The following is a 25,343-nucleotide window of genomic DNA, read 5'->3' as shown; positions in this document are numbered from 1 at the left end:
ATCGTTCGTATTCTTTATGGTCAGCAACACCGACTTGGCGCCTTTATGTCACAACGGGACGAACCCGCACAAACCCTGACCGGCGGCGGTCCCGCGGCATGTCGGCGCGGTTCGCGCCTTTTCGCCCGCCCAAATCTTTCCCAAATCGAAGCGTAAGCCGGGCGGAAGCCGGGCCCGGTCAATCGGACCCGGCCAACCGGGTCAAGAACGCCCAATCGTCCATAACGGGAGAAACCCGCATGTCCGGGATCACGAAAGCCGCCCTCTTCACCCTCGCCGTGCCGCTGCTGGCCGCGCCCGCCCTGGCGGCGGACCAGCCGCCGGGAGCGCTGGCGCTGAAGCGGGTGCTGCTGTCCACCGGCGGCGTCGGCTATTTCGAGCATGAGGCGCGCGTGTCCGGCGACGCGGCACTGACCCTGGAGGTGCGCCGCGATCAGGTGGACGACGTGCTGAAGAGCATCGTGGTCTACGACGACCGCGGCGGCATCGGCACAGTGGACCTGCCGGGGCAGGAACCGCTGGAGACCGCCTTCCGCGAGCTGCCCTTCACGCCGGACGATCTCGCCTCCCCCACCGCCCTGCTGAACGCCATGAAGGGGGCGGAGGTGCAGACCAGCGGCTCCCGCGCGGTGTCGGGCCGGCTGCTTTCGGTGACGGAGGAACACACCCAGCTTCCCAACGGCGGCGGCACCGTCACCCGCAACCGCGTCAGCCTGATGACCGCGGAGGGTCTGCGCCAGCTCGTCCTGGAGGAGACCGATTCCCTGCGCTTCGCCGACCCGCGGGTGCAGGCGCAGCTCGATTCCGCGCTGGCCGCCGTTGCCGGTGCGGCGGGCAAGGAGCGGCGGCGCCTGACCATTCGCACCACCGCCCCGCAGGCGGACGCGGGCGCGGAGCGGACCGTGCGCGTCGCCTATGTGGTCGCCGCCCCGCTGTGGAAGGCGACCTACCGCCTGACCCTGCCCGAATCGGTGAAGGGGGCTGAAGGCGGCACGGGCGACCTGCAGGGCTGGGCCGTGCTGGAGAATCTCAGCGGCGACGATTGGAAGGGGGTGGAGCTGTCGGTGGCGTCGGGCAACCCGGTCACCTTCCGGCAGGCGCTCTACTCCGCCTATTTCGTGAACCGCCCGGAGGTGCCGGTGGAGGTTCTGGGCCGCGTCCTGCCGCCCCCCGACGAGGGCGCCGTGGCCGCCGACGTGATGGCAAAGGCGCAGGATTCGGCCGTCCGCTCACGCGCCGCCGCCGAGTCCGGCGCCCCGACCGCCATGGCGGCCCCGCCCCCGCCGGCCCCCGCACCGGCCATGAGCGCACCCTTCGCCGGGGCGATGCCCCAGCGCGCGGCGGAGACCACCCCCGCCGAGAGCACGGAGGCGACGGCGCAGGTGCTGTTCCGCTACCCGCAGCCGGTGACCCTGGCCAACGGCGGCACGATGATGATGCCGATCACCGCCCGCGCCATCCCGGCGGAGCGGCTGTCGCTCTACCAGCCCAACACCCAGCCGCGCCATCCGCTGGCCGCGCTGCGCCTCAGCAACGGCGACTCGGGCGAAACCGGCCTGCCGCCGGGCGTGCTGACGCTCTATGAGCGGCTGGGCGGGGCAGCCGCCTATGTGGGCGACGCGCGGCTGGCCACGCTTCCGGCGGGCGAGAGCCGAATCCTCAGCTTCGCGGTGGATCAGGCGGTGACGGTGGACCGCTCCGAGCAGCCCAGCCGCACCCTGTCCCGCGCCACCCTGGCCGACGGGGTGCTGCAACTGACCGTGACCGACCGCCAGACCACCACCTATCGGATCGCCGGCGCGGCGGGCGAGGACCGCACCGTCATCGTCGAGCACCCGCGGCGTTCCGGCTGGGAACTCGTGCAGCCCACCGGCGGGGCAACGGGCGGGACCGCCCCCGACCTGACGGCCGACGCCTACCGCCTGCCGGTGGCGGTGCCCGCCGGCCAGACGGTGACCCTGGCCGTCGCGCTGGAGCGCCCGCGGATCGAACGCTTCGGCATCTCGGAAATGTCGCCGGAGCAGGTCCGGGCTTACGCCTCCTCCACGGAGCTGCCGCCTCCGGCCCGCGAGGCCCTGGCAAAGGTCGCGACGCTGCGCGGCGCCGTCGCCGACAAGGAGCGCCGCGTCGGCGAGTTGGAGCGCGAACAGGCGGAGATCGGCAAGGAGCAGGAGCGGCTGCGCCAGAACCTCGCCACGCTGCCGCGCGACAGCGACCTGTTCAAGCGGACCATCGCCAAGATGGGCGAGCAGGAAACCCGCCTGGACGGTCTGTCCCGCGAGCTGACCACCGCCCGCAAGGAAGCCGACACCGCCCGCAACACGCTGCGCGATCAGGTGCGCGGCATGACCTTCTGAGCATGACGGCGGAGCGTCACCAGGGCAGCGGCGACACGCCGAACAGCATCCGGTGCAGGTGCAGCAGACCGCCATAGAGCAGCAGAGCCACCGCCGGGCGCCACCAGCCGATCTCCTTCCAGGCGAGGTTTTGGCGCCCGGCCAGGATCGCCGCGAAGGGCAGGTTGGAGGTGCGGGCGGCGTAGCGGTCCCACGCCGCCCCCAGCCGCCGCGCCAGCTTCGCGTCGATCAGGACGCTGCCGCCCAGCGCCAGCAGGGCGAGCGTGCCGAACAGGATCAGCGAGGCGAGATCGCCGTTCGGCACCATATGGGCGACCGCCCACAGCCCGACGCCCCAGAGGAACGGGTTGCGCGTCACCCGCAGGATGCCGCGGACCGGCTCCCGGTCGCCGGTCAGCAGCCTCTCCTGCCCGACCGAGGTCGGGTTCGGGGTGGTAAGGCCGGCGACGAGCAGGAACAGGGCGACCGGCACCAGCAGGACCGGCACCCAGGCCAACCCGCCGGCGGGCGGCCACAGCGGCACATGGGGCGCCGCCTTGTAGGCCGCCACCAGCCACCAGAAGGCCAGCGCCGAGACCAGCGAATAGAGGCCGAGATAGGGCTTCTCGCCCAGCCGTCCGACCAGGACCGCGCGCAGCGGCGTGCTGGAAATGCCGAAATGCGTCAGCAGCAGGAACAGCCCCGCGGCGGACAGATGGGCGATGGTGCCGGTCATGCGCGGTCTCCCGGTCGCGTCCTACAGGTCTCGTCAGGCGCCCTTTTCCAGCGTCGTGCCGCTGCAATAGGCCCAATCGTCGCCGTGCAGGCCGAAGAACAGGGCCACCGGCTGCTTGCCGGAGCGGTCGATGACCACGCGGAAGCGGTTGCCGGTGCAGGCGCCCGCCGCCTGCTTCTGGTAGGGCAGCTTGACGCTCTTGGACTTCAGGCAGGAATCGGCGGCCTTGGGCGGGTTGGCCGACGCGTCGATGCGCTTGCCGTTCAGCACCATGTAGTAGTTGGTGGCCTGCCCGCCCTTGACCTCGGCCTTCACCTCGATCTTGCCGAATCGGGACTTGTAGAGGCCGGCGTCGGTTTCGCCGTCCGGCGCGCCGGGGGCGATGGCGCGGAAGGACACGGCGCCGCAGGCCGGCGGCTCCTTCTTCTGGGCAAGGGCCGGCTGGGCCAGGGCGACGGTGGCGGCGCCCGCGACCAACGCGGCACCGAAAAGACGCGACAGCGGCATGCGAACCTCCTGGATCGGATGGAAGGGGATGGGGCGGGTCAGGCGGGGGCTTGGCAGAACAGGGTCTGCTGCATGATGGCGCAGTCCTTCTCCATCCCGCCGTCGAGCATCGAGATCTCGACGCTGGTGACGGTCAGGGTGCGGCCCGGTTTCAACACGCGGGCGCGGGCGATCATCACCTCGCCCTTGGCCGGCGCCATCAGATTGACCTTGAACTCCACCGCCAGGACCTCGCTGCCCGCCGGCATCAGCGTGTAGCCGGCGTAGCCCCCGGCGTTGTCGGCCAGCGTGCTGACCATGCCCGCGTGAAAGAAGCCGTGCTGCTGCGTCAGGTCGGCGCGGAACGGCAGGCGCATCTCGCAAAAGCCGGGCTCCAGCCGCGTCAGCTCGATCCCCAGCGTCTTGCAGATCGGCTGAAGCGCGAAGCTGGCGCGGCAGCGCGTCTCCCAGTCCGGATCGCGCGGTTCGAAGGTCTTGGGCACGTCTCGGGTCTCTCTGATCGTTTTCGGGGGTGGGTGAAATCAGATGGCCCTACCCTGCGCCAGCCTTACGTTCCGATCAAGCCGAGCTGCGGGCTCGACGCCTCCGCGAAGGCGCGTTTCGGCATGCGCCCGGCCAGACGGGCCGCCCGCCCCGCCGCCACCGCGTCGCGCATCGCCGCCGCCATGCGCACCGGATCGCGCGCCTTCGACACGGCGGTGTTCAGCAGGACGGCGGCGCAGCCCAATTCCATCGCCAGGGCGGCGTCCGACGCCGTCCCGATCCCGGCGTCCAGGACCACCGGCACCGGGCTGCGCGCGCAGATCGTCTCGATGGCGTGCGGGTTGCGGATGCCCAGGCCGGAGCCGATGAAGGCGCCCAGCGGCATCACCGCCGCCGCGCCCAGATCGGCGAGCTTGCGGCAGGTCACCGGATCGTCGTTGCAGTAAGGCAGAACGGTGAAGCCGTCGGCCACCAATTCCTCGGTGGCGCGCAGCAGCTCCTCGACGTCGGGGTAGAGCAGCTCGCGGTCGCCGATGACCTCCAGCTTGATCCAGTCCACACCCAGCGCCTCGCGGGCAAGCTGCGCGGTCAGCACCGCCTCCTTGGCGGTCAGGCAGCCAGCGGTGTTGGGCAGCAGCCCGGCGCGGTCACCGATGACGTCGACGAGGCTTTCCGAATAGCCGTCCAGGCTGATGCGGCGGATGGCCAGCGTGACCAGCTCGCTGCCGCTGGCCTCCAGCGCGTCGAGCATGACCTGCTGGTTCGGGTAGCCGGCGGTGCCGAGAAACAGGCGCGAGCGGAACTCACGGCCCGCTATGGTGAGCGTGTCGTTCATGGATGTTTCCTCGATAATTGATATCCCCTCTCCCGCCCCGGGAGAGGGAAGGGACCCGCGCGAAGCGTGGGAAGGGTGAGGGTGCCGCCAAGGATCAGCGCCTTGATCCTCGCATGACCCTCACCCGCCCGCTGCGCGGGCCCCCTCTCCCGGGACGGGAGAGGGATTGGGCGCCGCCTTTGCGGGAATAACGATCGAGAGGGCGCGGCGGGTGGAAAGCTCAGCCGCCCTGTACGGGGCGAATGATCTCCAGGGCGTCGCCCGCGGACAGGGGCGTCTCGTCCCAGCGGCGGGACGGCAGGACGGCGCCGTTCAGGGCGACCGCGACCCCGCGTGTGCCCGCGGCGATCCCCCGCCCGGCCAGCAGGGCGGCGACGGTGGGGACGGCGAGGTCCTCCTCCCGCCCGTTGACACGGATGCGGGCGCTCATGCCGCGGCTCCCTTGGGCTGGGCGAAACGGTCGAGTGCGAAGGGACGGATCACCGGATCGGCCTCCCCGGTCAGGACCAGCCTCGCCACCGAATCCGCGGTGACCGGGGTCAGCAGGATGCCGTTGCGGTGGTGCCCGGTGGCGTAGACCAGCCCCTCCACCTCCGAGAGGCCGAGGATCGGGGCGTCGTCGCGGGTCCCCGGACGGAAACCGGCCCACGCCTCCTCGATGGGCAGCTCGGCGATGCCCGGCAGGGCGCGCCACGCCCCTTCCAGCAGGGCGAACTGGCCCCCGGCGGTCAGCCGGTCGTCGAACCCGCGCTCCTCCGTCGTGGCGCCGACGAGCAGCCGCCCGTCCAGCCGCGGGATCAGGTAGGTGCCGGGGGTCCACACCACATGGCGCAGCAGCGGCAGCCGGGCGTCCATGCGCAGGCAGAGCATCTGCCCCTTCACCGGGCGCACCGGCGGACGCACCGCCGGGGACAGCCCGTCGATCCAGCCCGACCACGCCCCGGCGGCCAGAACCACCCGGTCGGCCTCGAACAACCGGTCGCCGACCTGGACGCCGACGGCCCGGCCGCCGCGGACCTCGATGCGGGACACCTCGGCGTACTCGTGCACGACGGCGCCGGCCCGCAGGGCGGCGGCGTGCAGGGCGGCGGCGACCTTGCGGTTGTCGACCTGATGGTCGCCGGCGCAGAACAGCGCGCCGGCGACGCCCGGCTGGAGATAGGGCTCGCGCCGCCGCACCTCCGCCCCGCTCAGCCATTCCACCGGCAGGCCGAGCTTGGTCTGGAAGTCGTGCAGGAAGCGCACCTTGGCCGCATCGTCGGCGTTCAACGCGATGACCATCGTGCCTTCGCCGCGCAGGTCCACCGCCATGCCGGAAGCGGCCTCCAGCTCCGCCGCGAAGGCGGGCCACAGGTCCTGCGAGGCGCGGGTCAACGGCAGAAGGTTCTCTTCGCCGGGTTCGGTTTCCACGCAGGCGGCGAGCATGCCCCCCGCGGCGTGGCTGGCGCCCCGGCCGGCGGCGCCGCGGTCGAAGACCTCGACCCGGCAGCCGGCGGCGGCCAGCCTCCAGGCGATGGACAGGCCGATCACCCCGGCGCCGATCACGGCGACGGTGGGTTTTGCGGAATCAGAATGAAATAAGGGCGCGGATACCATGCGGCGGCTCCCTTCGCTGGCATTATCCAGACAGGTTCGATGGGTGTGATCTCAGCCGCGCGAGCGCATCCCGCACGGCACCCCAGCCAATGCCCGGATCATCCGGAAGAGAGCCGCCTTTGGCAAGCCCCTTTTCGTTGGTCACAACAACAAAAGCGACGCCAGCCCCAGGAAGGACAGAAATCCGATGACGTCGGTCATGGTGGTCAGGAAGACCGAACTCGCCACCGCCGGATCGACGCCCAGCCGGTCCAGCCCGATGGGAATCAGCACCCCGCACAGCCCGGCGACGAACAGGTTGATGACCATGGCGCAGCCGATGACCAAGCCGATCATCGGCTCGAACCACGTTGCGGCGATGGCCCCCACCAGCGTGGCGAAGACGGCGCCGTTGAGCAGACCGACCAGAACCTCCTTGCCCACCACGCGGGGCGCGTTGGAGGACGACAGCTCGCGCGTCGCCAGGGCGCGCACCGCCACGGTCAGCGTCTGGGTCCCGGCGTTGCCGCCCATCGAGGCGGTGATCGGCATCAGCACGGCCAGCGCCACGATCTGTTCGATGGTCGCCTCGAACAGCGAGATGACGCCCGCCGCCGCGAAGGCGGTGAACAGGTTCAGCCCCAGCCAGGAAATGCGCGAGCGCGAGGTTTCCAGCACCGAGCGGTAGATCGAGGTGTCGCCGACGCCGCCCAGCTTGCCGATGTCGTCCTCGGCCTCCTCGTCGATGATGTGGACCACGTCGTCGACGGTGATGACGCCGATCAGCCGCCCGCCGGCATCCACCACGGGGGCGGAGACCAGGGCGTATTGGCGGAACAGGTTCGCCACCTCCTCCTGGTCCATGGTGGCGGGGATGGTGTCCACCTCCTCCGTCACCAGATCGGCGATGCGGACGGACCGCTTCTGGCGCAGCAGGCGCGACAGCGGCACCGCCCCGACCACCCGGTGCATCGGATCGACGACGAAGATGTCGTAGAAGTCCTCCGGCAGCTCATCGGTGGTGGCGCGGACATAATCGATGGTCTTGCCCACCGTCCAGAACTGCGGGACCGCCACCAGATCGCGCTGCATCAGGCGGCCGGCGGTGTATTCGTCGTAGGTCAGGTTCTCCTGGACCAGCGCGCGGTCGGCGGCCGGCAGATTCTCCAGAACCTCGCGCCGGGTGTCCTCGTCCAGGTCCTCGATGACGTCGACGGCGTCGTCGGTGTCCAGCTCCGCGACGGCGGCGGCCAGCTCCTTCGGCTCGAACAGCTCGACGATCTCCTCGCGGAGATCGGGGTTGAGGTAGCTCAGCACCTCGCCGTCGAAGTCGGGGCGCAGGACGCCGACCAGCGCCTCGCGGTCGTCGTGGCCGAGCTGTTCGATCAGGTCGGCGATGTCGGCAGGGTGCAGCGTGTCCAGCTCGGCGCGCAGATCGTCGCGCCGTCCGGCGTGCAGCCGTTCGACGATCTCCTCCACGAACTCCGGCTCAACACCGTAGGCGCGCTCCTCCTCGCCGTCCTCGCGGGGCGGGGCGGGGCGTTCGGCCGGGTGCGGCACATCGTCCTGGATACGATCCGGTTCCTGGCGGTCGGTGTGCATGGCGGCACCCTCCCTTTACGATGGCAATGCGGCGTGACGGCATGGTCCTGCGATCGGCCGACCATGGCGCACCGGCGTTTGCGGGTTGGTGGGGAGCCCTCGCGGAATCCCGCCGGGGCGCCCACCGAATATAGGTGTGCCGCTGTTTTGTCCAGCCCGGCGGACCGGTCCGGGCCCTCCGGCCTTGCGCGCAATTGCTTGCGCGGGCTTCACAATTCGTGCACCCATAATGCGCGCGGGGCTTTCCACCTCGCGCAGCCCGAGAAGAACCGACACCACCGGCCAGCGGATGTGACGATGGAGTACGCCTACACCGACATCGACGGTCAGGAGGGGATCATGCTGTCGGGGCGTTTCACCTACGACGACAGCCGCAAGTTCCACGACCTGCTGGCGGATTGGGACATCGGCGCGCGGCCCGAGGTGCGGCTGGACCTGCGTTATCTGACCTTTCTCGACTCCGCGGCAATCGGCATGCTGTTCGTCCTTGCCAACCGTTGCCGCGACGCCAAGGGGCTGGTGACGGTGCACAACGCGCAGCCCTACATCGTGCAGACCATGCGGCGCGTGGCGCTCGACCAGTATGTGGAGTTCCGCTGAGGCGGAGCGGCCCGAAAGAAACAGCCCTGATCCGGGCGGCCTGAAAACGAAAAAGCCCGCTGTGGTCCGATGGACCGGCGGGCTTTTCGTTTGTTTGCCTGATCCCCCGTTTCGGGGGGATGGTGCGGTCGAGAAGACTCGAACTTCCACGGCATCTCTGCCACAGCGACCTCAACGCTGCGCGTCTACCAATTCCGCCACGACCGCACAAGGCTGGTAGAACCGACGACAGGATCACTCCCGTCATCGGGTGGAGCGGGGGAATAGCAGATCCCCAACGACCGATCAAGCGGCGTCTCGCGTTTTTGCCAAAGAAAGTTCATAACGTCGGGATGACCGACCTCACCGCCCCCGTTCCGCCCGCCCCCGACGCCATCGGCGATGCCGTTCCCGCCCCGGCCAGGGCGGTGGAGTGGCGCATCAGCGACACGCCCGTCCCCTACCCCGACGCGCTGGCCGAGATGGAGGCGCGCGTCGAGGCCATCCGCGCCGGCACCGCGCCGGAGCTGGTCTGGCTGCTGGAGCACCCGCCCCTCTACACCGCCGGAACCAGCGCGCGGGAGGAAGACCTGCTGGAGCCGGGCCGCTTCCCCGTCTATCAGGCCGGGCGCGGCGGGCAGTTCACCTACCATGGGCCGGGGCAGCGCGTGGCCTATGTGATGCTCGACCTGAAGACGCGCGGCGCCGACATCCGCGCCTTCGTCCAGGATCTGGAGGAGTGGCTGATCCGCACGCTGGCCGCCTTCAACATCCGCGGCGAGCGGCGGGAGGGCCGCGTCGGCATCTGGGTGGACAAGGGACCTTACGGCGGCGCCCCCGGCCAGGAGGACAAGATCGCCGCGATCGGCGTGCGGGTGCGCCGCTGGGTCAGCTTCCATGGCGTCGCCCTGAACGTGGAGCCGGACCTGTCGCACTTCGCCGGCATCGTCCCATGCGGCATCAGCGAGCATGGGGTGACCTCCATCGTCGCGCTCGGCCATCTCGTCGCCATGGAGGATGTGGACGCCGCCCTGATCGCCAGCTTCGCGGAGGTCTTCGGCGGCGGGCCGGAAGGGGAATGAGCCCTACCGCTTCGGCGCCCCGGCGGGCTGCGCGTCGTTGAGGACGCGCAGATCCTCGTTGGTGATCGACACGATGGTGCAGCCGGTGCTGTCGCCGTTGCGGAACAGGTAGATCAGCTTGCGGTTCGCCTGCTTCTTCGGGTCGTGCAGGTTCAGGCCGTGACCGAAGGCGACGCCCAGGACCTCGCCTTTGAAGATGGCGCGGTAGCGCATGGGCATTTGCTCCCGGAACTGGCGGGAGGCGCAGGATTTGCTCAGCTCCTTCTCGAAGGTGCCGGCGTGCCGCCAGTCCTGGGTGGAGCGGATCGTCACCCATTGCGGCGGCAACGGGTACTGGACGACCGGCGGCGACAGCGGCAGGTCGTAGCCGCCGGGTGGCACCGGCGGCATGTGCCCCGGCTCCGTCCGGTCAAGCGGCCCCCTGGCCCAGGCGGCTCCGGTTGCCAGCACGCCGAGCGACAGGAGGGCGCCGCACAGGAGGCGAAGCGCTGATTTTGGCCTTTTGCCGCTCATCCCGACCCGAGTGCCCCCACCCTAACCCTCCCCCGCTTCGCAGGGGAGGGGACGATCCTCCCTCCCCTGCGAAAGCGGGGGAGGGCCGGGGTGGGGGCAAGGCGATCCGACCCCTCATCCACGCCCGACAGCCTAGCCCCGCCGGACTAACAGAACGCTAACCATCCCACCGTCACAGCGTCGGGCGCTGCTCGAAGACGCCCGGACCGGGATCGCGGGCCGGCTCGACGGCAATGTCGCTGACGATGGCGGCGGAAGGGCCGCGGCGGCAGGCCTCCAGCATCCGGTCCACGGCGTCCGCCGGGCCGGCGAACAGAGCCTCCACCGTGCCGTCGCCACGGTTGCGCACCCAGCCGGCCAGCCCCAGCCGATTGGCCGTGTCCACGGTCCAGCCGCGGTACCACACGCCCTGCACCTTGCCATGAACGCGGGCCAGCACGGCCTTGCGGTCTTCCTCGTCCGCCATTCCCATCCCCGGTATCGTCTCCGTACGGTCAGGACAATAGGACAAGCGCCGGTTCCGGAAAACCCGGCGCCACCCTGCGCCCTCCCCTCCCCCAATGAACAGTGCCGCCAACCATTCGTCGGCGTATCATCCGTGCATGGCGGGGCGCGGGATCTCCTGTGACCGCCGGGCCGCGACAGCGAAGGCCGCGACCGGGCACGGGCGGGCTCGCGTTCCCTGAACGAATGGTTCGGGAGGAACGGACATGACCATCCGAAACCCTGCGGAATGGGGAGCGGCTCACTTCAAATCCTGGTCCCACGGCTTGGCCGAGGCGGGCCACGCCATCGCCCCGCCGGCGCGGGATCGGGCGGCGCTGGAGCCGACCGTGCGGCGCATCCGCAGCGACGACCTGCGCGACGCGCTGAGGAAAGGGCTCCATGATTTCATGGCCTGCCGCACCGACGTCCTCTTCATCGCCCTGATCTACCCGCTGGTCGGGCTGCTGCTGGCCGAGGTGGTGTTCGACGAGAACGCGCTGCACCTGCTGTTCCCGCTGGCTTCCGGCTTCGTGCTGATCGGCCCCTTCGCCGCGGTCGGCCTCTATGAGATGAGCCGCCGGCGCGAGCGGGGCGACCCCGTGTCCTGGGTGGACGCCTTCGGCGTGGCGCGCTCCCCGGCCTTCGGGGCGATCCTGGCGATGGGAGCGATCCTGACGGCGGTGTTCCTGCTGTGGCTGGTGGCGGCGCAGCTCATCTACATGGCGACCCTCGCCCCGCTGGCGCCGGAGGGCTGGAACGCCTTCGTCCAGGCGCTGTTCACCACCCGCGCCGGCTGGGCGATGATCGTGCTGGGAATGGGTGTCGGCTTCCTGTTCGCCGTTCTGGTGCTGGCGATCAGCGTGGTCAGCTTCCCGCTCCTCATGGACCGCCGGGTCGGCGTGGCGACGGCCATCCGCACCTCCGTCCGCGCCACGCTGAGGAATCCCGAGCCCATGGCGCTCTGGGGAATGATCGTGGCGGGCGGGCTGCTGCTCGGTTCGCTGCCCGCCTTCGTCGGGCTGGTGATCGTCATGCCGGTGCTCGGCCACGCCACATGGCACCTCTACCGCCGGCTGATCCCGGAATGAGGCGGCCGGGTTAGCCGCAGGCCGGCACCTGCAAAGCAGGAAGCCCGTTCCACAGGATGGCGACCAGCGAGCCCGCGGCGGCGAGCCCGGTGAACAGGCGGATGAAGCGGCGCGGGTCCTCGCTGGTCCGCCGGCCCGGAGCGGCGCCCCACAGCGCCGCCGCCAGCACACCGGCTGCCAGAAGCAGGGCGACCGCCGTGGCGCCGAGGATCAGCACCACCGCGACGGGGTGGCCGTACAACTCCACCCCGTCCCATGCACGGGCGCAGATCAGCCCATTGATACCGTAGACCGCCGCGAAATGGACCGCCCAGATCAGGAAGGCCGACATCATCCCGGTGAAGGTCGCGGTGAACGCCGTTTTCTCCATGGCACGCCTCACACGGCCAGACGCGGGAACAGATGCACCAGCAGGAGGGACACGATCCCCTGCCCGCAGGTGTAGAGCCACACCAGCATCACGTTGTCGAAGGTGACTCGGCGCCGCGCGTGCAGCAGGCCGGCGAAGGAGCGCGCCAACGCGTAGCCGGTCATCAGGACCAGGATCACGACGTGGAAGAGCTGCCAGGAGGCCAGCATGTAGACGATGGCGCCGTAGGCACTCTCCGACGCCACGAGGCCGCTGGCGATGCGGTTGTAGGGCTCGGCCACCCCGGCGGCCAGAATCAGCAGAAGACCGGCCAGCAGGGCGCTCCGCATCGCCCAGTTGCGGTTGCCGGCCACGGCGCGGCTCGCCAGCAGCATCGCCCCCGCCGCCACGACCCAGAGACCTGCCTCGCCGAACAGCCACCCCAGCCCCGGCAGGGCGTCGGTACCCGCCGGCCAGACGTCCGGGCTGACCGTCCACAGGAAGACGTAGGTGAAGCACAGGCAGGCGAAGGCCGTCCCGTCGACCAGCAGCAGGACCGCCGTCCCCCACCAGGAGTGGTTCTCCGATCCCTGGAGATAGACCGGCACCCGCCAGCCGCCGCCGACGTCCTGCGGCGGATGGTCGGCCCCCTTGTCGAGGCTCCACACCCACCAGAAGACCGAGGCGATGGCCAGCACCCCCGGCACCAGCGACACCCAGTAGAGCTGCACCGCCAGACAGATGAAATGGGCGGCGGTGAACAGCCCGGCGAGGAAATGGCTCCAGTGCGGGCCGGGCATCGGCATCAGATACTGGGGCCGGGCCTCGATCGGGCTGGTCACGATGGTCTCGCGCCGCCGGGTCGGGGCGCCGGGCAGGTAATGGGCGCCCTCCTGCACCTCGCGCGACAGGTTCGGGTTGTCCCATAGCGGGTAGAGCGACCGGACGTGCGGGATGCTGCGCGTTGCGTAATTGTCGTTCGGAATCCATTCCAGTGTTCCCGCCTTCCACGGATTCTCCGGCGCTGGGCGCCCCCGGCCGAAGGCGTCGCGCGCCATGTCGATCAGCACCAGCAGGACGCCGAAGGCCATCACGAAGGCCCCCACCGTCGAGACCATGTTCAGGACGTTCCAGCCGAGATCCCCCGGGTAGGTGTAGACGCGGCGCGGCATGCCCATCAGGCCGCTGACATGCATGGGGAAGAAGGCGACGTTGAAGCCGATGAACATCATCCAGAAGGCCCAGCGCCCCAGCCGCTCCGACAGCATGGTGCCCTTCAGCGTCGGCCACCAGTGATACAGCCCGGCGAAGACCGGGAAGACCATGCCGCCGATCAGCACGTAATGCAGGTGCGCCACCACGAAGTAGCTGTCATGGGCCTGCCAGTCGAAGGGGATGACCGCCACCATCACGCCGGTCAGGCCGCCGGCCACGAAGATGAACAGGAAGCCCAGCAGAAACCACGTCGCCACCGTCCATTGCAGCCGTCCCTTGCCCAGCGTGGCGATCCAGGCGAAGACCTGGATTCCGGCGGGCACCGACACGGCCATGCTGGCGGCGGAGAAGAAGCTCAGGCTCAGCGGCGGGATGCCGGTGGCGAACATGTGGTGCACCCACAGGCCGAAGCTGAAGAAGCCGGTGCCGACCAGCGCCACCACCACCCAGTCGTGGCCGACCAGGGGCCTTTGCGCCAGCGTCGGCACCATCATCGACACCAGCCCCGCCGCCGGCAGGAAGATGATGTAGACCTCCGGATGGCCGAAGAACCAGAACAGGTGCTGCCAGAGCAGCGGGTCGCCCCCCCGCTCCGCGATGAAGAAGGGCCAGTCGAAGGCGCGTTCGATCTCCAGCAGCGCGGTCGCGATGATCACCGCCGGGAAGGCGAAGACGATCATTCCCGCCATGACCAGCATCGACCAGCAATAGACCGGGATCTTGTCGAGCGTCATGCCGGGCGGACGGGTGCGCAGGATGCCGACGATGATCTCGATGGCTCCGGCGATGGCCGAGATCTCGATGAAGCCGATTCCGAGCAGCCAGAAATCGGCGTTGATGCCCGGCGAGAACTTCATGCTGGTCAGCGGCGGGTACATGAACCAGCCGCCGTCCGGCGCCACCTCGAAGATCAGCGAGCAGAAGAAGGCCAGCCCGCCGAACAGGTAGGCCCAGAAGGCGAAGGCCGACAGCCGCGGAAAGGGCAGGTCGCGCGCCGCCAGCATGGAGGGCAGCAGGAAGACGCCGATGGCCTCGACGATGGGCACGGCGAACAGGAACATCATGCCCGTGCCGTGCACGGTGAAGAACTGGTTGTAGAGGCTGTGCCCCAGCACGTCGTTCTCCGGCACGGCGAGCTGCGTCCGCATGACCAGCGCCAGCGTGCCCGAGATGACGAAGAACAGCAGCGCCGTGGCGATGTACATCACCCCGATGATGTTGTTGTTCACCTCTTTCAGCAGGCCGAGGCCGGAGGTCGGTTTCCAGGCGCGCTTCAGCGCCTCCAGCTCCTCCTTCGGGCGCGGCAGGCGGTTGGGCAGGGCGGCATCGTCGAGCGGCGGGGTCATTTCAGGCTCTCCAGCCAGACGGCGATGGCGTGCAGATCGTCGCCGCCCAGGATCGGGAAGGACGGCATGCGGTTTTCCGGCTTGATGTGCTGCGCCCCGGCAATCCAGCCGGCCAGGGCCTCCGGCGTGTTGGGCAGCGTCCCGGCGGCCAGCGCGCCGCGCCCACCGACATGGGTCAGGTCCGGCCCGGCCGCCCCGTTGGCCGGCGTGCCGCGCACCGTGTGGCAGGACCCGCAGCCGGCGCGCAGGAAGGCGTCGCGTCCGGCGGCCTGCTGCGGCCCGTCGGGTTCGGCGGCGGGGCGGCGCTCGGCGGCCAGCCATTCCTCGAAGCGGTCGGGCGGCTCCACCACCACGTCGAAGGCCATCAGCGCGTGCTGGGCGCCGCAGTACTCGGCGCACTGGCCGCGGTAGGTCCCGGGCCGCTCGCCGACCAGGATCAGCCGGTTCTCGTGGCCGGGGATCATGTCCATCTTGCCGCCCAGGCTGGGCACCCAGAAGCTGTGGATGACGTCCGCCGCGGTCACCACCACCTCCACCGGGCGCCCGGCCGGGATGACGAGGCGGTTGGCGGTGCGCAGCACCTCACCCCCCTCCCCAACACCGGGGTAGCGGACCTCCCACCACCACATGTAGCCGGTGACCTCAACGCGCAGCGGCTCCACCCCGCCGGTGTCCGACAGCTGCCGGGCCACGGCGAACTCGTAGACCTGAAGCGCGGTCAGCGTGACGATGGGAAAGACGACGCCGCCGCCGATGATCCAGGCGCGGCTTCCGGGGAAGCGCTCCGGCCGGGCGATGACGGCGTACCCCGCCAGCGCCATGACGAAAAGGAAGATGACCCCGCCCCCGGCGACGAGAATCAGCGTCAGGTCAAGGATCGCCTCCGCGTTGCGCCCGGCGGGGTGCAGCGCGGATTGCGGCCCCCGCTCGCAGGCCGCCAGAAGCCCCATTCCGCCGGCCAGGGCCGCCCCCCGCCACTTCCGTCTGCGTCCCTCGCTGCGGCCAGACCTGCGATCCATGCACCCCCCTCGCGGCGTTGGCCCGCGGCGGCGGGCATCGTCGTTGCACGGCTAAACTCACGGCAAGGCCGCAGGTTCCGCCGGAACTTCGGTCATCAGGGGAGCATTCATTCGGGGACGAACACCCACAACAGCCGGAGCGTCCCATCCATGCGCAGAGTTCTGACGATCATCGGGCTGGTTCTGGGCGCCCAAGCGGTGGGGGGCTTCCTGTTCGCCTGGTCGGGGCTCTACAGCATCGCCGCCAGCAAGGAGCACTGGCCACCGGTCCACTGGTTCTTCAGCATGGCGATGCGCAGTTCCATCGAGACGCACGCCGCCTTCGTGAGCGATCCGCCCGACCTGGACGATCCAGCGCTGATCCGGCGCGGCGCCGGCCACTACGAGGACGGCTGCGCTCCCTGCCACGGCGCGCCGGATGTCGGGCGCAACCCGATCTCGCGCCACATGCTGCCCACCCCGCCCTTCCTGCCGGGCCATGCCGGGGACTGGACGGACAAGCAGCTCTATTGGATCACCTACAACGGCATCAAATACGCCGGCATGCCCGCCTGGCCGGCACAGGCGCGCGACGACGAGCCCTGGGCGGTGGCCGCCTTCCTGCGCCGGCTCGACGGCATGAGCGCCGAGGAGTACCGCCGTCTGGCCTTCGGGGAGACGCAGCCGGACGGCGACCGCTCGGCGCTGAGCGATCTGGTGATGCTGGACGGCCCCGCCCGCGAGGTGCTGGATAATTGCGCCCGCTGCCACGGCTATGACGGCGCCGGGGGCGGTCCCGGGGACAGCGCCGCCGCCTTCCCCCGCCTGTCCGGCCAGAACGCCGCGTATCTCTTCCACGCGCTGAAGGCCTACGCCGAGGGCGGGCGGCACAGCGGCATCATGCAGCCGGTGGCCGCCGGACTGGACGAGTCGATCCTACGCGGCCTCGCCGACCATTATGCGGGGCAGACGGCGCCCTACCCGCCCCCGCCCGCCGACGCCGATCCGGCCCTGCTGGAACTGGGCGCCCGGCTGGCCGAGTCCGGCGACCGCGACACCGGGGTTCCGGCCTGCTCCGGCTGCCACGGCGCGGACCGCGATCCGCGCTACCCCCGCCTCGACGGGCAGCACGCGAGCTACATCGCCGACCAGCTCCGCCTCTGGCAGAGGGACGCGCACGGCGACACGCCGCTGTCCCGGATCATGGGCGCCGCTGTGCGCAATCTGACGGAGGAGCAGATCCGCGCCCTGTCGCTGCACTACGCGCAGAGCCGTCCGCGGGAGACGGCGCGCGAAGACGGCCAACGGTGAGGCCCGGCCATCATGGCAACCATCATGGCAAGGGCGACTAATCAACAGAAATTAATTGCTGTATGCGCATTTTCACAAAATCAATTCACTTTCCGCCTTGACCGAATGCCCACTCGCATTGTAGATAAAAAGCCGGACGCCCAAGGGGGGCGCCCCGCGGCAATTTGATCGCCAGCTTGCGCCGCGTCACCAAACGCTAAAGCGCCACGATACCGGTCGTGGAACTCTGAAAGGAGTGACCGGAATGACCATGATGACCAACCCCTCCCCATCCGATCGGACCGGCACCGTGACGGGCCTGTGTTGCCGAATGCGCAACGCCTCGTGTCGCCGCTGACCTCAGCGCGCCAACCCGTCCAAACCAGCATCCGATCCGCATGAAACCCGCGCGCCACAGCGCCGCGGGCCGAGGGAGAACACCGTCATGAGCACCTCCAACGCCTACGCCATCGAGGTCCAGGGCCGGTCCGCCGGCATCGTCGTCGCCGGCCAGGGCGGCTTCACCTTCTTCGTGTCCGACTGGTCCTTCAAGGACCTCGACCGCCAGACCTTCCGCAACGTCGGACAGGCGGAGCGAGCCGCCAAACAGTTGGCGGCCCGGCGCTCCGGCGTGCGGCGGCGCTGATCGCGCGCCCGCATTTCACACCGACCCCGCGCCCGATCCGACCATTCCACACCGCGCACAGAGGACCCGTTCCGTGAAAGCCTTTCTGACGTCCATTGTCACCGCCGCCCTTCTCACTGTCTCCACCGGCGCCGGCGCTGCGGCCCTGAAGCTCGGCGTGTCCGCCGGTCCCTATGGCGAGATCCTGGAATACACGGCGAAGATCGCCGCCAAGGAAGGCCTGAAGGCGGAGGTGATCGAGTTCACCGACTGGAACATGCCCAACGCCGCGCTGCAGTCCGGCGACATCGACGCCAACAACTTCCAGCACCAGCCCTTCCTGGACAACCAGATCAAGCAGCGCGGCTACGACATCGTGCCGGTCGCCAAGAGCATCGTCGTGCCCATGGGCATCTACGCGAAGAAGGTCCAGTCGCTGGCCGACCTGAAGGAGGGGGCCAGCGTCTCCATCCCCAACGACCCGACCAACGGCGCCCGCGCCCTGTTCCTGCTGGCCAAGGCTGGGGTGATCGGGCTGAAGGACGGGGCGGGCCTGAACACCTCCATCGCCGACATCGCGTCCAACCCGAAGAAGATCAAGCTGGTGGAGCTGGACGCCGCCCAGCTTCCGCGCTCGCTGGACGACGTTGACGCCTCGGTCATCACGCTGAACTACGCGGTCCTGGCGGGCCTTACCCCCAAGACCGCATTGGTTCTGGAGGACGACCAGTCGAAATGGCACCTCGTCTGGGCCGTCCGCAAGGACCGCGCCGAGGACCCGGCGATCAAGCGCTTCATCGAGCTGTACCGTTCCGCCGAGGTGCGCGACTTCATCAACACGCGCTTCAACGGCACCATCATCCCGACCTGGTGAGCGTCATCCATCCCTTCCCTCTCCCGCCCCGGGAGAGGGTTGGCCCGAAGGGCCGGGTGAGGGTCGCACGAGGATCAAGGCGCTGATTCTCGGCTTTACCCTCACCCTTCCCGCGCGTTGCGCGGGCCCCTTCCCTCTCCCGGGGCGGGAGAGGGGTATCAACGGGCAAAAATTTCGACTTTTCAGGAAGCTCCGTCATGACCGGCCCGTTCAGCCGCACCGCCTCGATCTATGACCGCGGTCTCGCCCCCGACCCCGCGAACCACGTCCCGCTCAGCCCGCTCAGCTTCCTGAAACGCGCGGCGAAGGTCTATCCGGACAAGCCGGCCATCGTCCATGGCCGCCGCACCATCACTTACACGCAGTTCCACGACCGGGTGCGGCGTTTCGCCGGGGCGCTGCTGCGGGCCGGGGTGGGGCGCGGCGACACGGTGTCGGTGCAGGCGCCCAACGTCCCGGCGCTGCTGGAGGCCCATTACGCGGTGCCGCTGGCCGGCGCGGTCCTGAACGCGCTGAACACCCGGCTGGACGCCGCGGCCATCGCCTTCATCCTCGACCACAGCGAGACCAAGCTGCTGATCGTCGACCGCGAGCTGTCGCCGGTCGCCAAGGCGGCGCTCGCCCGGACGGAGCGCCCGATCACGCTGGTGGAAATCGCCGACGAGCAGGCGCCCGACGCGCCGTCGCTGGGTGCCGTGGAGTATGAGGACTTCCTTGCCGCCGCCGACCCCGCGCCCTGGCGCGGACCGGACGACGAGTGGCAGGCCATCGCGCTGAACTACACCAGCGGCACCACCGGCAACCCCAAGGGCGTCGTCTACCACCACCGCGGCGCTTACCTGAACGCGCTGGGCAACGCCTTCACCCTGAACGTCCGGCCCGAGAGCGTCTTCCTGTGGACGCTGCCAATGTTCCATTGCAACGGCTGGACCTACAGCTGGGCGGTCACCGCCGCGGGCGGCACCCATGTCTGCCTGCGCCGGGTGGAGCCGGCGGCGATCTTCGACGCCATCGCGGAGCAGGGCGTCACCCATCTGTGCGGCGCGCCGATCGTGCTGAACATGCTGATCCACGCCCCGGCGGCGGTGCGGCGGTCCGCCCCCCGCCGCGTCGTCGTGGGCACCGGCGGCGCCGCCCCTCCCTCCGCGGTCCTCGCCGGCATGGCGACACTGGGCTTCGAGGTGGTGCACATGTACGGGCTGACCGAATGCTACGGCCCGGCCACCGTCTGCGCCCCGCAGAACGGCTGGGAGCATCTCGACGCCGACGGGCTGGCGCTGCAGTTCGCCCGGCAGGGAGTGAACCACGTCGCGGTGGAGGACGCGACCGTGCTCGACCGCGAGACCGGCCGGCCGGTGCCCGCCGACGCCCAGACCATCGGCGAGATCGCGCTGCGCGGCAACACGGTGATGAAGGGCTATCTGAAGAACCCCGCGGCGACGAGGGAGGCGCTGAAGGACGGCTGGTTCCGCACCGGGGATCTGGGCGTGCTGCACCCCGACGGCTATATCGAGGTGAAGGACCGCAGCAAGGACATCATCATATCCGGCGGCGAGAACATCTCGTCCCTGGAGGTGGAGGAAGCGTTGTACCGGCACCCCGCCGTTCTGGAGGCCGCCGTGGTCGCCCGCCCCGACGACCGTTGGGGGGAGAGCCCCTGCGCCTTCGTGACGGTGAAGCCCGGCGCCGCGCGCCCCTCTGAGTCCGACATAATTCAATGGTGCCGCGACCGCATTGCGCACTACAAGGTCCCGCGCACCGTTGTGTTCAGCGATCTGCCGAAGACATCGACCGGTAAAATCCAGAAGACCGTCCTGCGCGACGCGGCCCGCGATCTGGGCGCGCGTCGGGAGGCCAAGAGCGTATGATAACCTTCGAACAGCTTCAGAAAACCTACCCGTCCCGCGGCACCGGCCAGCCGGTCCAGGCGCTCGCCGACATCGACCTGACCATCGGGCGCGGCGAGATCTACGGAATCATCGGCCGTTCGGGCGCCGGCAAATCCACGCTGCTGCGCACCGTGAACCTGCTGGAGAAGCCGACATCGGGCCGCGTGCTGGTCGACGGGGTGGACGTCACCGCCCTGTCGCCGCGCGAGCTGCGCGCGGCGCGGCACACCATCGGCATGATCTTCCAGCACTTCAACCTGCTGTCCTCGCGCACGGTGTTCGACAACGTCGCCCTGCCGCTGGAGCTGGCCGGGGTGGCGAAGGCGCAGATCCGCGCGACGGTGGAGCCGCTGCTCGACCTCGTCGGCCTCACCGACAAGCGCGACCGCTACCCGGCGGAGCTGTCGGGCGGGCAGAAGCAGCGCGTCGGCATCGCCCGCGCCCTGGCCAGCAAGCCCAAGGTGCTGCTGTCGGACGAGGCGACCTCCGCCCTCGATCCGGAGACGACGACCCAGATCCTCCACCTGCTGGCCGACATCAACAAGCGGCTGGGGCTGACCATCGTCCTGATCACCCACGAGATCGCCGTCATCAAGGAGATCTGCCACAAGGTGGCGGTGATGGAGAACGGGCGGATCATCGAGCAGGGGCCGGTCTTCGACATCTTCGCGCACCCCAAGCACGAGACGACGAAGACCTTCGTCGATCCGGTCATCAACCGCGGCATCCCGGACAGTCTGCGCGCCCGCCTGTCGGCGACGCCGGTGCCGGGGTCGAACATGGTGCTGCGCATCACCTTCACGGGCGAGCGCGCGACCTCCCCGGTGATCAGCGCGATCAGCCGCAAGCTGAACCTGGACCTGAACATCTGGCACGGCCAGATCGACGAGATCCAGGGCGCGCCCTTCGGAACGCTGGTGGTGGAGGCCATCGGCAACCCGCAGTCCATCGAGGCGGCCATCAGCCTCCTGAACGTCAACAAGCTCGGTGTCGAGGTGCTCGGTCATGCTGTCCCCGGAAATCTACGCGCTGCTGTTTAAGGCGCTTCTCGACACGCTCTACATGGTGGCGGTGTCGGGCCTTCTGGGCACGGCGCTGGGCCTTCCGCTGGGCGTGCTCCTGGCCGTCACCGGCCGGGGAGAGCTGCTGCAGAATCTCGCCTTCAACCGGGTCGCCGGCGTGCTGGTGAACATGACGCGCTCCACCCCCTTCATCATCCTGGTGGTGGCGATCATCCCCTTCACCCGGCTGATCGCCGGCACCTCCATCGGCACCGCCGCGGCCATCGTGCCGCTGACGGTCGCCGCCGTGCCCTTCATCGCCCGCATCGTCGAGGGCGCCGTGCGCGAGGTGGACCGCGGCCTGATCGAGGCGGCGCAGTCCATGGGCGCCACGCCCTTCCAGATCATCCGCAAGGTCCTGCTGCCGGAGGCGATGCCCGCCATCGCGCTGGGCCTGACGCTGTCGGTGGTCAGCCTGATCGGCTATTCGGCCATGGTCGGCGCGGTCGGCGGCGGCGGGCTGGGCGACCTCGGCATCCGCTACGGCTACCAGCGCTTCCTGCCGGAGGTCATGCTGGCCGTGGTCGTCGTGCTGATCGTGCTGGTGCAGATCGTTCAATCGACGGGCGACTGGATCGCCCGCCGCGTCAACAAACGCAACCTGAAGTCCTGAGGAGTTGGAGATGGTCCGTACCCGTGTGCTCGGCGCGGCCTTTGGTCTGGTGGCCGGCATCGCGACCCTGGCGACCGCCGTCGGCGCGTCGGCCGAAGCCCTGAAGATCGGCGTCACCCCCGGCCCGCACGGCCAGATCCTGGAGAAGGTGAAGCCGCTGGCCGCCAAGGAGGGCCTCGACCTGACGGTTCTGGAGTTCTCCGACTACGTCATCCCGAACCAGGCGCTGGCCCAGGGCGACCTGAACGCCAACTCCTTCCAGCACCAGCCCTACCTGGACAACCAGGTGAAGGACCGCGGCTACGAGCTGGTCAGCGTCGCCAAGACGGTGATCTTCCCGATGGGCGTCTACTCGAAGAAGGTGAAGAGCCTGGACGAGCTGCCCGACGGCGCCAAGGTCTCCATCCCCAACGACCCGACCAACGGCGGCCGCGCCCTGCTGCTGCTCCAGGCCAAGGGGCTGATCAAGGTGAAGGAGAGCGCCGGCCTGAAGGCGTCGCCGCTCGACATCGCCGAGAACCCGAAGAAGCTCCAGATCCTGGAGCTGGACGCCGCCCAGCTCCCGCGTTCGCTGGACGACGTGACCGTGGCGGTCATCAACACCAACTTCGCCATGGAATCCGGCCTGGACCCGAACAAGGACGCCATCGCCCGAGAGGCCAGCGAGAGCCCCTACGCCAACGTCATCGCCGTCCGCAAGGCCGACCAGGACAAGCCGTGGGTCGCCACGCTGGTGAAGGTGTATCAGAGCGACGAGGTGAAGCAGTTCATCCTCGACCGCTTCAAGGGCGCGGTGGTCCCGGCCTGGTAACCGCCGGGTAGGACAGCCCCTTCCTGTGTTCCGCGAACTGCCCCGGCCCGGTCGACGGGCCGGGGCAACGTCTGTGCCCCTCGGCTTGCGACGATCCGACACAGCCCCGGGGCGTGGCGACACACCGCACACTCCCGCGTTCCGTGCATCGGTTCCGCCGAGGGTGTTCATGACCGCTCCGCCCGCGTTCGATATTCTTCCCTTCGACCCGCACAGCGCTCCGCCGGAATTGTGGGCGGAGCGGCATGTTTTCCGCCGGGTGCGGCACGCGCAGTCCGACGCGGACGATCTCCCGCCCTCCGACGCCTGGTTCGAAGCGCTGGAGCGTCGGCCAAGCGCCTTCGGACGCAATGTCCACTGGGTGGCGCGGGCGGAGGGGCGGATCGTCGGCATCGTCGGCGCCTTCCTGCCCAATCCCGACCAGCCGGACATCCGGGCGGCGCTGCCCCACCTGCACGCCGACGGCTTCGTGCTGAAGGAGTGGCGACGGCAGGGAATCGGCCGGCGGCTGCTGGCGGAAATCCACGGCCTGATGATCGCGCACGGGAAGAGCCTGCTGACCCTGGTCACCGACGACGCGGACGGCCACGGCTTCCTCCGCGCCATCGGGGCCGACGAACGGCTGCGGTCGGTGGACAGCCGGCTGTCGCTGGACGGCGTCGATTGGGCGATGGTGGAGGATTGGCATGCGGCGATGCCCCTTGCGGTTCCCGGCCTGACGGAAACCATCCACGCCGGCGAGGTCCCGGACGCGGAATTCGAAGCGATCCTGCCGCTGCACAACGCCCTGCTGCCCGACCTGCCGCGCGACCGTCTGGACCAGCCGCTGATCCCGGTGACGATGGCGATGGCCATGGAATGGAAGGGCAACATCCGGTACCAGCAGGTGGAGCACCACATGGTCGTGCTGCGCGACGCCGACGGGTCGGTGATCGCCTTCAGCGACGTTTTCTGGCACCCGGAGATGACGGACCGGGTCCATCAGATCGTCACCGGCGTGCGCCGTGACCGGCGCGGGCTGGGGGTGGGCAAGGGGCTGAAGGCCGCCCTGCTGCGGCATGTCCGCTCCGCCCGGCCCTCCGTCCGGCTGATGATCACCCGCAACGCGGCGACGAACGGGCCGATGCTGGCGATCAACCGCCGCCTCGGCTACGCGGAGCACACGATTCTCCGAACCCACCAGATCGACGTCGCGGCGCTGGGCGCAGCCCTGGCCCGCTGACGCCGCCAAGCCGCCGCCAAGCCGCCCACGTGCGGCAAAAGCGCCCGCTCCGGCGGCGGGCGCTTTTCTCCTTCCGCCCCTATAACTGATATATTAATATATCCAATATCCTTTCGGCATCTTTCCGGTCCAAGGGGCACCCACGCCATGACGCCTTATGCCGACCTCCGGCGCGAGGATTTCCGCGCCACCATCGACGGCACGCCGACCGACCTGTTCACCCTGCGAAACAGCCGGGGCATGACCGTCCGCATCACCAATTACGGCTGCAAGATCGTCCAGATCCTGGCGCCCGACCGCGACGGCGCCCTCGGCGACGTGGTGCAGGGCTACGAGACGCTGGAGCGGACCATGGCCGGCCAGCCCTCCATGGGCTCCTTCATCGGGCGCTATTGCGGGCGCATCGGCGGCGGACGCTTCACGCTGGACGGGGTGGAGCACCGCACCGCCGTCAACGCGCCGCCCAACACGCTGCACGGCGGCCAGCGCGGCTCGCGCTTCCGCACCTTCGCCGCGCGTCCATTGGACGAGACGAGCCTGGAGCTGACCCACGTCTTCCAGGACGGGGAGGAGGGTTTTCCCGGCACCCTGCCCGTCCGGCTGGTCTATGCGCTGGACGAGGACAACGCCCTGACCATCGCCTGGACCGCCGTCGCGGCGGACAAGGCGACCGTGGCGAACTTCACCGACCACACCTTCTTCAACCTGTCGGGCGACGCCGGATCCTCCATCCTCGACCATGTGGCGACGGTCAACGGCAGCCGCTATCTGGCGCTCGACGCCACCGCCGTCCCCACCGGGGAGCTGGTGGACGTGACCGGCACGCCCCTCGACTTCCGCAGCCCCGCCGCCTTCGGCGCGCGGATCGGCGCCGACCATCCGATGCTGGCGCTCGGCAAGGGCTACGACCTGCATTACGCGGTGGACAAGCCGGAGGGTGCGCTGGGACTGCACGCCCGCGTCGTCCATCCGGGCAGCGGGCGGGTGCTGGAGGTCCTCTCCACCGAACCCGGCCTGCAGGTCTACACCGGCAATTTCCTGGACGGCCAGACACCGCGCGACCTCGGCAAGGGCGGCACACTCTACACCCGGCACAGCGCCTTCTGCCTGGAGCCGTCGCACTTCCCCAACGCCGTCAACATCCCGTCCTTCCCCTCCACCGCGCTGGCCCCCGGCCAGTGGTATGCGGGCCGCATCGTCTACCGCTTCGGCGTCGCCTGAACTCCGA

At 69.6% G+C, this 25,343-nt stretch carries 25 protein-coding genes, 1 tRNA gene and 1 riboswitch; of the genes, 13 read left to right on the top strand and 13 right to left on the bottom strand.

The features are described 5' to 3' along the window. Positions 1 to 239 precede the first annotated feature (239 nt). The gene (locus ACFPMG_RS27220) at positions 240 to 2,357 is read left to right on the top strand and encodes a hypothetical protein (RefSeq protein WP_376998343.1); all 2,118 of its coding nucleotides are present in this window, start codon (positions 240 to 242) and stop codon (positions 2,355 to 2,357) included. A gap of 16 nt (positions 2,358 to 2,373) precedes the next feature. On the opposite strand, the gene ACFPMG_RS27215 is transcribed toward ACFPMG_RS27220, so the two are convergent. The 7 genes from ACFPMG_RS27215 to mgtE form a co-directional block, all read right to left on the bottom strand. After that, positions 2,374 to 3,072: an NnrU family protein gene (locus ACFPMG_RS27215; RefSeq protein ID WP_376998342.1), complete on the bottom strand. Its 699-nt coding sequence runs from the start codon at positions 3,070 to 3,072 to the stop codon at positions 2,374 to 2,376. 33 nt (positions 3,073 to 3,105) lie between these two features. Next, positions 3,106 to 3,579 (bottom strand): hypothetical protein, encoded by a 474-nt coding sequence (locus ACFPMG_RS27210; RefSeq protein WP_376998341.1) that lies wholly within the window; start codon positions 3,577 to 3,579, stop codon positions 3,106 to 3,108. Positions 3,580 to 3,617: 38 nt separating this feature from the next. Continuing rightward, positions 3,618 to 4,061: a PaaI family thioesterase gene (locus ACFPMG_RS27205; protein WP_376998340.1), complete on the bottom strand. Its 444-nt coding sequence runs from the start codon at positions 4,059 to 4,061 to the stop codon at positions 3,618 to 3,620. Between the two features lie 65 nt (positions 4,062 to 4,126). Beyond that, a complete protein-coding gene (gene thiG / locus ACFPMG_RS27200) occupies positions 4,127 to 4,897 on the bottom strand; it encodes a thiazole synthase (RefSeq protein ID WP_014199888.1) in 771 nt (256 codons plus the stop codon). Between the two features lie 220 nt (positions 4,898 to 5,117). Continuing rightward, complete coding sequence (thiS, locus tag ACFPMG_RS27195) at positions 5,118 to 5,327, bottom strand: sulfur carrier protein ThiS (RefSeq protein WP_376998339.1); 210 nt, start codon at positions 5,325 to 5,327, stop codon at positions 5,118 to 5,120. After that, positions 5,324 to 6,493 carry a glycine oxidase ThiO gene (thiO, locus tag ACFPMG_RS27190; protein WP_376998338.1) on the bottom strand — a complete coding sequence of 390 codons (1,170 nt, stop codon included), beginning with the start codon at positions 6,491 to 6,493 and terminating at the stop codon, positions 5,324 to 5,326. The genes thiS and thiO overlap by 4 nt, the downstream gene beginning before the upstream one ends. Next, positions 6,485 to 6,588: riboswitch (TPP riboswitch) on the bottom strand. It overlaps the preceding gene by 9 nt. 46 nt (positions 6,589 to 6,634) lie before the next feature. Continuing rightward, positions 6,635 to 8,074, bottom strand: a complete 1,440-nt coding sequence (mgtE, locus tag ACFPMG_RS27185; protein WP_376998337.1) for a magnesium transporter — start codon at positions 8,072 to 8,074, stop codon at positions 6,635 to 6,637. A 297-nt stretch (positions 8,075 to 8,371) separates the two neighbouring features. Between mgtE and ACFPMG_RS27180 the strand changes: the two genes are divergently transcribed. Next, entirely contained in the window at positions 8,372 to 8,674 is a 303-nt protein-coding gene (locus ACFPMG_RS27180; protein WP_145687400.1) for an STAS domain-containing protein, read from the top strand. A gap of 120 nt (positions 8,675 to 8,794) precedes the next feature. Here the strand turns inward: ACFPMG_RS27180 and ACFPMG_RS27175 are convergent. Continuing rightward, positions 8,795 to 8,881: transfer RNA gene (locus tag ACFPMG_RS27175), tRNA-Leu, on the bottom strand. 125 nt (positions 8,882 to 9,006) lie between these two features. On the opposite strand from ACFPMG_RS27175, the gene lipB reads away from it, so the two are divergent. Next, on the top strand, positions 9,007 to 9,735 hold the full coding sequence (gene lipB, locus ACFPMG_RS27170) for a lipoyl(octanoyl) transferase LipB (RefSeq protein ID WP_145687402.1): 729 nt from the start codon (positions 9,007 to 9,009) through the stop codon (positions 9,733 to 9,735). A 3-nt stretch (positions 9,736 to 9,738) separates the two neighbouring features. Here the strand turns inward: lipB and ACFPMG_RS27165 are convergent, their stop codons facing one another. Next, entirely contained in the window at positions 9,739 to 10,125 is a 387-nt protein-coding gene (locus ACFPMG_RS27165) for a hypothetical protein (protein WP_376998336.1), read from the bottom strand. A 295-nt stretch (positions 10,126 to 10,420) separates the two neighbouring features. Continuing rightward, entirely contained in the window at positions 10,421 to 10,714 is a 294-nt protein-coding gene (locus tag ACFPMG_RS27160; protein ID WP_376998335.1) for an acylphosphatase, read from the bottom strand. Positions 10,715 to 10,958: 244 nt separating this feature from the next. Here ACFPMG_RS27160 and ACFPMG_RS27155 point away from each other — a divergent pair, with 244 nt between their 5' ends. Beyond that, the gene (locus tag ACFPMG_RS27155) at positions 10,959 to 11,822 is read left to right on the top strand and encodes a DUF2189 domain-containing protein (RefSeq protein ID WP_376998334.1); all 864 of its coding nucleotides are present in this window, start codon (positions 10,959 to 10,961) and stop codon (positions 11,820 to 11,822) included. Positions 11,823 to 11,832: 10 nt separating this feature from the next. On the opposite strand, the gene ACFPMG_RS27150 is transcribed toward ACFPMG_RS27155, so the two are convergent. Genes ACFPMG_RS27150 through coxB form a run of 3 tightly spaced genes read right to left on the bottom strand, consistent with a single transcriptional unit; the run spans position 11,833 to position 15,751 of the window. After that, the gene (locus tag ACFPMG_RS27150) at positions 11,833 to 12,192 is read right to left on the bottom strand and encodes a hypothetical protein (RefSeq protein WP_137142863.1); all 360 of its coding nucleotides are present in this window, start codon (positions 12,190 to 12,192) and stop codon (positions 11,833 to 11,835) included. Between the two features lie 8 nt (positions 12,193 to 12,200). Further along, the gene (ctaD, locus tag ACFPMG_RS27145) at positions 12,201 to 14,732 is read right to left on the bottom strand and encodes a cytochrome c oxidase subunit I (RefSeq protein WP_376998333.1); all 2,532 of its coding nucleotides are present in this window, start codon (positions 14,730 to 14,732) and stop codon (positions 12,201 to 12,203) included. Beyond that, positions 14,729 to 15,751 carry a cytochrome c oxidase subunit II gene (gene coxB / locus ACFPMG_RS27140; protein WP_376998332.1) on the bottom strand — a complete coding sequence of 341 codons (1,023 nt, stop codon included), beginning with the start codon at positions 15,749 to 15,751 and terminating at the stop codon, positions 14,729 to 14,731. The genes ctaD and coxB overlap by 4 nt, the downstream gene beginning before the upstream one ends. A 150-nt stretch (positions 15,752 to 15,901) precedes the next feature. On the opposite strand from coxB, the gene ACFPMG_RS27135 reads away from it, so the two are divergent. The 9 genes from ACFPMG_RS27135 (at position 15,902) to ACFPMG_RS27095 (ending at position 25,336) form a co-directional block, all read left to right on the top strand. Then, entirely contained in the window at positions 15,902 to 17,041 is a 1,140-nt protein-coding gene (locus tag ACFPMG_RS27135) for a c-type cytochrome (protein ID WP_376998331.1), read from the top strand. A gap of 424 nt (positions 17,042 to 17,465) precedes the next feature. Beyond that, on the top strand, positions 17,466 to 17,666 hold the full coding sequence (locus tag ACFPMG_RS27130) for a hypothetical protein (RefSeq protein ID WP_040138044.1): 201 nt from the start codon (positions 17,466 to 17,468) through the stop codon (positions 17,664 to 17,666). A 73-nt stretch (positions 17,667 to 17,739) separates the two neighbouring features. Beyond that, complete coding sequence (locus tag ACFPMG_RS27125) at positions 17,740 to 18,519, top strand: MetQ/NlpA family ABC transporter substrate-binding protein (protein WP_014198187.1); 780 nt, start codon at positions 17,740 to 17,742, stop codon at positions 18,517 to 18,519. Positions 18,520 to 18,716: 197 nt separating this feature from the next. Then, positions 18,717 to 20,387: an acyl-CoA synthetase gene (locus ACFPMG_RS27120; protein WP_376998330.1), complete on the top strand. Its 1,671-nt coding sequence runs from the start codon at positions 18,717 to 18,719 to the stop codon at positions 20,385 to 20,387. Next, positions 20,384 to 21,448, top strand: coding sequence for a methionine ABC transporter ATP-binding protein (locus tag ACFPMG_RS27115; protein WP_376998329.1), 1,065 nt, complete (start codon positions 20,384 to 20,386; stop codon positions 21,446 to 21,448). The genes ACFPMG_RS27120 and ACFPMG_RS27115 overlap by 4 nt, the downstream gene beginning before the upstream one ends. Continuing rightward, entirely contained in the window at positions 21,414 to 22,082 is a 669-nt protein-coding gene (locus tag ACFPMG_RS27110; protein WP_014198183.1) for a methionine ABC transporter permease, read from the top strand. The genes ACFPMG_RS27115 and ACFPMG_RS27110 overlap by 35 nt, the downstream gene beginning before the upstream one ends. A gap of 10 nt (positions 22,083 to 22,092) precedes the next feature. Then, on the top strand, positions 22,093 to 22,893 hold the full coding sequence (locus tag ACFPMG_RS27105; RefSeq protein ID WP_376998328.1) for a MetQ/NlpA family ABC transporter substrate-binding protein: 801 nt from the start codon (positions 22,093 to 22,095) through the stop codon (positions 22,891 to 22,893). Between the two features lie 169 nt (positions 22,894 to 23,062). After that, positions 23,063 to 24,115, top strand: a complete 1,053-nt coding sequence (locus ACFPMG_RS27100; protein WP_376998327.1) for a GNAT family N-acetyltransferase — start codon at positions 23,063 to 23,065, stop codon at positions 24,113 to 24,115. A 147-nt stretch (positions 24,116 to 24,262) separates the two neighbouring features. Continuing rightward, a complete protein-coding gene (locus ACFPMG_RS27095; RefSeq protein ID WP_376998326.1) occupies positions 24,263 to 25,336 on the top strand; it encodes an aldose epimerase family protein in 1,074 nt (357 codons plus the stop codon). Positions 25,337 to 25,343: the final 7 nt, after the last annotated feature.

It is taken from the genome of Azospirillum himalayense (assembly GCF_042657465.1).
Classification (GTDB): Bacteria; Pseudomonadota; Alphaproteobacteria; order Azospirillales; family Azospirillaceae; genus Azospirillum; species Azospirillum himalayense.
Note: the sequence above shows the minus strand (reverse complement) of the source record. Positions and strands in the feature narration are given on the sequence as shown.

Excerpts from the sequence above, each read along its gene's own strand:
- ACFPMG_RS27160 (WP_376998335.1), bottom strand. The coding sequence starts at position 10,714 with ATGGCGGACGAGGAAGACCGCAAGGCCGTGCTGGCCCGCGTTCATGGC.
- thiS (WP_376998339.1), bottom strand. The coding sequence starts at position 5,327 with ATGAGCGCCCGCATCCGTGTCAACGGGCGGGAGGAGGACCTCGCCGTC.
- coxB (WP_376998332.1), bottom strand. The coding sequence starts at position 15,751 with ATGGATCGCAGGTCTGGCCGCAGCGAGGGACGCAGACGGAAGTGGCGG.
- ACFPMG_RS27135 (WP_376998331.1), top strand. The coding sequence starts at position 15,902 with ATGCGCAGAGTTCTGACGATCATCGGGCTGGTTCTGGGCGCCCAAGCG.
- ACFPMG_RS27210 (WP_376998341.1), bottom strand. The coding sequence starts at position 3,579 with ATGCCGCTGTCGCGTCTTTTCGGTGCCGCGTTGGTCGCGGGCGCCGCC.
- thiG (WP_014199888.1), bottom strand. The coding sequence starts at position 4,897 with ATGAACGACACGCTCACCATAGCGGGCCGTGAGTTCCGCTCGCGCCTG.
- ACFPMG_RS27155 (WP_376998334.1), top strand. The coding sequence starts at position 10,959 with ATGACCATCCGAAACCCTGCGGAATGGGGAGCGGCTCACTTCAAATCC.
- ACFPMG_RS27165 (WP_376998336.1), bottom strand. The coding sequence starts at position 10,125 with ATGCCGCCGGTGCCACCCGGCGGCTACGACCTGCCGCTGTCGCCGCCG.
- ACFPMG_RS27150 (WP_137142863.1), bottom strand. The coding sequence starts at position 12,192 with ATGGAGAAAACGGCGTTCACCGCGACCTTCACCGGGATGATGTCGGCC.
- ACFPMG_RS27180 (WP_145687400.1), top strand. The coding sequence starts at position 8,372 with ATGGAGTACGCCTACACCGACATCGACGGTCAGGAGGGGATCATGCTG.
- thiO (WP_376998338.1), bottom strand. The coding sequence starts at position 6,493 with ATGGTATCCGCGCCCTTATTTCATTCTGATTCCGCAAAACCCACCGTC.
- ACFPMG_RS27105 (WP_376998328.1), top strand. The coding sequence starts at position 22,093 with ATGGTCCGTACCCGTGTGCTCGGCGCGGCCTTTGGTCTGGTGGCCGGC.
- ACFPMG_RS27110 (WP_014198183.1), top strand. The coding sequence starts at position 21,414 with ATGCTGTCCCCGGAAATCTACGCGCTGCTGTTTAAGGCGCTTCTCGAC.
- ACFPMG_RS27215 (WP_376998342.1), bottom strand. The coding sequence starts at position 3,072 with ATGACCGGCACCATCGCCCATCTGTCCGCCGCGGGGCTGTTCCTGCTG.
- ACFPMG_RS27100 (WP_376998327.1), top strand. The coding sequence starts at position 23,063 with ATGACCGCTCCGCCCGCGTTCGATATTCTTCCCTTCGACCCGCACAGC.
- ctaD (WP_376998333.1), bottom strand. The coding sequence starts at position 14,732 with ATGACCCCGCCGCTCGACGATGCCGCCCTGCCCAACCGCCTGCCGCGC.
- mgtE (WP_376998337.1), bottom strand. The coding sequence starts at position 8,074 with ATGCACACCGACCGCCAGGAACCGGATCGTATCCAGGACGATGTGCCG.
- ACFPMG_RS27095 (WP_376998326.1), top strand. The coding sequence starts at position 24,263 with ATGACGCCTTATGCCGACCTCCGGCGCGAGGATTTCCGCGCCACCATC.
- lipB (WP_145687402.1), top strand. The coding sequence starts at position 9,007 with ATGACCGACCTCACCGCCCCCGTTCCGCCCGCCCCCGACGCCATCGGC.
- ACFPMG_RS27220 (WP_376998343.1), top strand. The coding sequence starts at position 240 with ATGTCCGGGATCACGAAAGCCGCCCTCTTCACCCTCGCCGTGCCGCTG.
- ACFPMG_RS27115 (WP_376998329.1), top strand. The coding sequence starts at position 20,384 with ATGATAACCTTCGAACAGCTTCAGAAAACCTACCCGTCCCGCGGCACC.
- ACFPMG_RS27130 (WP_040138044.1), top strand. The coding sequence starts at position 17,466 with ATGAGCACCTCCAACGCCTACGCCATCGAGGTCCAGGGCCGGTCCGCC.
- ACFPMG_RS27120 (WP_376998330.1), top strand. The coding sequence starts at position 18,717 with ATGACCGGCCCGTTCAGCCGCACCGCCTCGATCTATGACCGCGGTCTC.